We start from the raw sequence: 3,891 nt of genomic DNA on the forward strand, positions 1-3,891 counted from the left end.
ATATTATGACCCAAATGCAGGGAGTTATATCAGCCAAGACCCGATAGGATTGAAAGGTGGCAATCCAACGTTATACGGTTACGTAGGAAACACCAACAATTGGTATGATGTTTGGGGACTGAGACCGTTCGGACATGCCGTTGGTGATATTGGTGAGAAAGCCGTAATCAATGACCTTAAAAAGAACGGTTATGAGATTATTGATGTAAAATACGGCTCTAACAACGGCATTGACGTGCTTGCTAAGAACCCCAAGACAGGAAAATACGATGCTTTCGAGGTCAAGTCTTCGACGGTGGCAACTTCAACCTCTCCGAAGCCCAGATGAATCCTAGTGATTTTGTTAAAACGCGACTTAATGAAACTGAGCTCCGGGGCAAGATTAATGAAGACACCCGAGCAGAGATTATGTCTAAGCTAGGCGAAAGGAAAATCGCCTATGTGGACATAAAGAGAGGGAAAAGAGGAAAGCTATATGCCGATTCCATTAGCTATGAAAATTGGGATACAGAAACGAAAAGAATAGAAAAACTAAAAAAAGGAGGACATCATTAATGAAAAAAAAAGTATTCGACAAACTTGTGGAACGTGAGTTGAAAAAATTCAAGAACTATGTCCAAAGCGACTTTATGACAAAGTTTATCTCAGACATGTCCATTGACTACAACAACTACATCAAGCATGACACTGCGTATGGCAATTACTTTGGGATGCACTTTTATCCCTTTTGGCATAATTCCAATCAAGAAGACTTTACGGGAATAATCGATTCTTATATGTTGGAATACATGGTCTGCACAATGTATGTCCATGACCCCGAGAAAAAATTCCGTTATATGTTGGTTGGTGCATCCTCACTCTTCTTGGCCATCCTCATTTTTGGAGACGACAGAGAGAGGGACACCATGTTCCATTCCATAGTCAACCTGATAAAAGAATACATAACGATGGAGTACAGCATTAATTATCAATCCACCACCCTCCAAGAGGCGTTTTTGCTGTACGACATCCAAACCAATAGCAAGAACCATGACCAGTGGACACCCTACATCACGGTATCACTGACCCCACTCTATCAAGATTGCATGGACAGCATCCTCTCTGACGACGAGGAACGTGTCAATACCCTATTGTCGGACATGTTGGACTACCATGTCAAACAGTCTAACAACGACAACTTTGTGCGGAGCGAATTCACCTACCCATCACAAAGAGTCTTCCCCACGGAGATTTTGGCTCTCATCCACTATCGGCATACGCAGGGAAAATCCATCGACTTCATCGATGACGAAGTTTTGAGCGTGTTCGTTCCATACATAAAGGCAGGCAACTTCCGTCCCTCACCAGCAGTAGAGAAGGCAAGAAATGACATGTATGGTCTTCTCGGTATAAGATGAAATGGCAAAGCCGCGTGCTCGTTAAATCCTACTGAATAGGGGTAACATTGTCACCACCGAAGATTCCGGTGGTCGGTTGGCCGAAGACCGCGAACACTTCTACCACTACGACTGCAAGGGCAACCTCGTGTTCAAGGAGTTCAAGGAAATGGCGTTGCGTGGCGGCATCGTCGCCCCTATCAATAAGGAACGGCTCGAAACCGAACTGGGCATCCGTTTCCGCACTTTCGGCACGGGCTGGCGTTACGATTGGCAGAGCGACGGCATGCTCGCCCGCGTCGTTCGTCCCGACGGCAAGGAAGTCTCGTTCGCCTACGATGCCCTCGGCCGCCGCATCCGCAAGACATACGCAGGAACGACCACCCACTTCGTTTGGGACGGCAACGTGCCACTGCACGAATGGACGGAGACAGCTGAATCGGAAAAAAGCGAGATGGTCACCTGGCTCTTCGAACAAGACACGTTCGTGCCTGACGCCAAGCTTGTTGCCAACGGTGAGTGTTTCTCCATCATCTCCGACTACCTCGGCACGCCCCTGCAAGCCTACGACAAGCAGGGAAACAAGGTTTGGGAGCAGGAGCTGGACATCTACGGGCGGCAAAGGAAACGCCCGTCAGCGTTCATACCATTCAAGTACCAAGGGCAGTACGAGGATGCAGAGACAGGATTGTATTACAATCGGTTCAGGTATTACGACCCGAATGCGGGAAGTTATATCAGCCAGGACCCGATAGGATTGGCAGGTGGCAATCCAACATTGTATGGATATGTGGGAGAGCCAAATAGTTGGATAGACGTGTTAGGGTTATCAAAAATTCCGGCACAAACATTGCAAATGAAATGGGAAACCCATGTAGGTTCGAAACATACACAAGCCCACATACATCATGGTTTCCCAGAGAAATTCTCAGATCGATTTAAAAACATTGCAGATATTGATGTAAACAATCCGAAGTATTTCTATAATCTACCCCAAAATAAACATACAAAAAAGCCTGGGGTACACACAAATAGTTCGCGAACAGGGCGCAACTGGAATAGAACATGGTCAGGTATCCTAGATAGAGTTGAAAAGATGAACTTGTCTAAGTCCGAAGCTAAAGAATTCCTAGAGGCTAGACTAAGAGAGCTTGCACGGAAAGAGCGTATTAGTAAATATAATTCAGAGGCAATAAAAGGAGCTGGAAAACATTAAAAAATGATATTATTATGGAATTTAGAAAACTATCAGAATGTGAAGTTTTTGAAAGAATGAAACGGAGAAAAATGGAAATAAGGCATTTGGAAAAGCTGCCGCCATTAGATAAATTGTATCTATCCTTCATATCAAAATATGAAGGCGTTGAAATTACACCAGACATTGAGATTTATGGATATGAGAAGGTGCTATACGAGAATCGCTATTTGGTAACTAATTATAGTGATATAAGCCAACAAGTGTGGATGATTGGTACATCAGGACAAGGTGATGGATGGTTTATAAATAAGGAAAGTAATCTCGTTTTATTTTATGATCATGACCAAGGTGAATATTCCAATATTACCCAGTTTACGAGTCTCAATATTTCATTTTGTTGTTTTTTACAAATGGCATTCCTATACCAAGATTTGGAAAAAATGTTGAGAAAACAAGAAAATGTAAATAAAATTCTACTGGATGCTTTTGTTAAAGAGATTGACTCCATATATCCTAATTTATTTAAGGCTTACCCCTATAAGTATTTCTGACAAAGGAATGATACCTAATATGCCTGTTGGATAGGATAGAGAGAACTTCTCTAATTTAGTGAGTACAACACTTTCTGCCCTATTGCCAAATGCCTATAATGTATTGTCTTCGACAACCTGATACGCATCGAGGAGGCGCACGGCAACGTGCACAACCTCGCGTACGACGCCTCGGGCAACCTCGTCAAGGCCTCGGACATGCTGCGCGACGTGGAGTTCGACTACGGACCGCTGGGCACGCTCACGGGCAGGCGGCAGTTCGGCCGCCACGTGCGTTTCGGCTACGACGGCGAGCTGCAGCTGCGCGAGATTGTCAACGAAGGCGGGGAACGCTACGCCTTCGGGCTCGACGGACTGGGCCAAGTGGTGGAGGAGACGGGTTTCGACGGACTTCGCCGCAAGTATGTACGAGACGGCGCGGGCAGGGTTGTGCGCGTGGTGCGCCCTGGCGGACGGCAGACGGACTACGAGCTGGACGGGGCGGGCAACGTGCTGGAGGAACGCCACCACGACGGACGCATCAGCCGTTTCGCCTACGACGGCGACGGCCTGCTGCTGCGTGCCGAGAACGGCGAGACGAAAGTGGCCTTCAAGCGCGATGCCGCTGGGCGCGTAATAAAGGAGACACAGGGCGGGCATAGCATCGTGCGCACGTTCGACCCGACGGGGCGGCACGTGCATACGGAAAGTAGCCTTGGGGCAAGCGTGGATTACGGCCACGACGAACAAGGGAGGTTGCAAGAGATGTCGTGCGGGGAGTGGTTGG

Annotated in this window: 4 protein-coding genes and 2 pseudogenes; all 6 read left to right on the forward strand. The window is 47.0% G+C overall.

Translation table 11 applies throughout. From position 1 onward, the window contains the following. Nucleotides 1-328 (forward strand): annotated as a pseudogene (locus HMPREF0670_RS16420) (hypothetical protein); the annotation flags it as partial. Next, nucleotides 325-555, forward strand: coding sequence for a hypothetical protein (locus HMPREF0670_RS11480; RefSeq protein ID WP_009231319.1), 231 nt, complete (start codon nt 325-327; stop codon nt 553-555). The pseudogene HMPREF0670_RS16420 and the gene HMPREF0670_RS11480, both read left to right, overlap by 4 nt. Next, entirely contained in the window at nt 555-1,397 is an 843-nt protein-coding gene (locus HMPREF0670_RS11485; protein ID WP_009231320.1) for a hypothetical protein, read from the forward strand. The genes HMPREF0670_RS11480 and HMPREF0670_RS11485 overlap by 1 nt, the downstream gene beginning before the upstream one ends. 76 nt (nt 1,398-1,473) lie before the next feature. Next, the gene (locus HMPREF0670_RS17155; protein ID WP_009231321.1) at nt 1,474-2,592 is read left to right on the forward strand and encodes an RHS repeat domain-containing protein; all 1,119 of its coding nucleotides are present in this window, start codon (nt 1,474-1,476) and stop codon (nt 2,590-2,592) included. Nucleotides 2,593-2,606: 14 nt separating this feature from the next. Continuing rightward, nucleotides 2,607-3,125 (forward strand): hypothetical protein, encoded by a 519-nt coding sequence (locus tag HMPREF0670_RS11495; protein ID WP_009231322.1) that lies wholly within the window; start codon nt 2,607-2,609, stop codon nt 3,123-3,125. Between the two features lie 147 nt (nt 3,126-3,272). Continuing rightward, a pseudogene (locus tag HMPREF0670_RS11500) lies at nt 3,273-3,891 on the forward strand (RHS repeat protein); the annotation flags it as partial.

The organism is Prevotella sp. oral taxon 317 str. F0108 (assembly GCF_000162415.1).
In the GTDB taxonomy this organism is placed as follows: domain Bacteria; phylum Bacteroidota; class Bacteroidia; order Bacteroidales; family Bacteroidaceae; genus Prevotella; species Prevotella conceptionensis.

What these genes read in the sequence shown, in the direction of transcription:
- HMPREF0670_RS11480 (WP_009231319.1), top strand. Translation starts at nt 325, where the DNA reads ATGAATCCTAGTGATTTTGTTAAAACGCGACTTAATGAAACTGAGCTC.
- HMPREF0670_RS11485 (WP_009231320.1), top strand. Translation starts at nt 555, where the DNA reads ATGAAAAAAAAAGTATTCGACAAACTTGTGGAACGTGAGTTGAAAAAA.
- HMPREF0670_RS11495 (WP_009231322.1), top strand. Translation starts at nt 2,607, where the DNA reads ATGGAATTTAGAAAACTATCAGAATGTGAAGTTTTTGAAAGAATGAAA.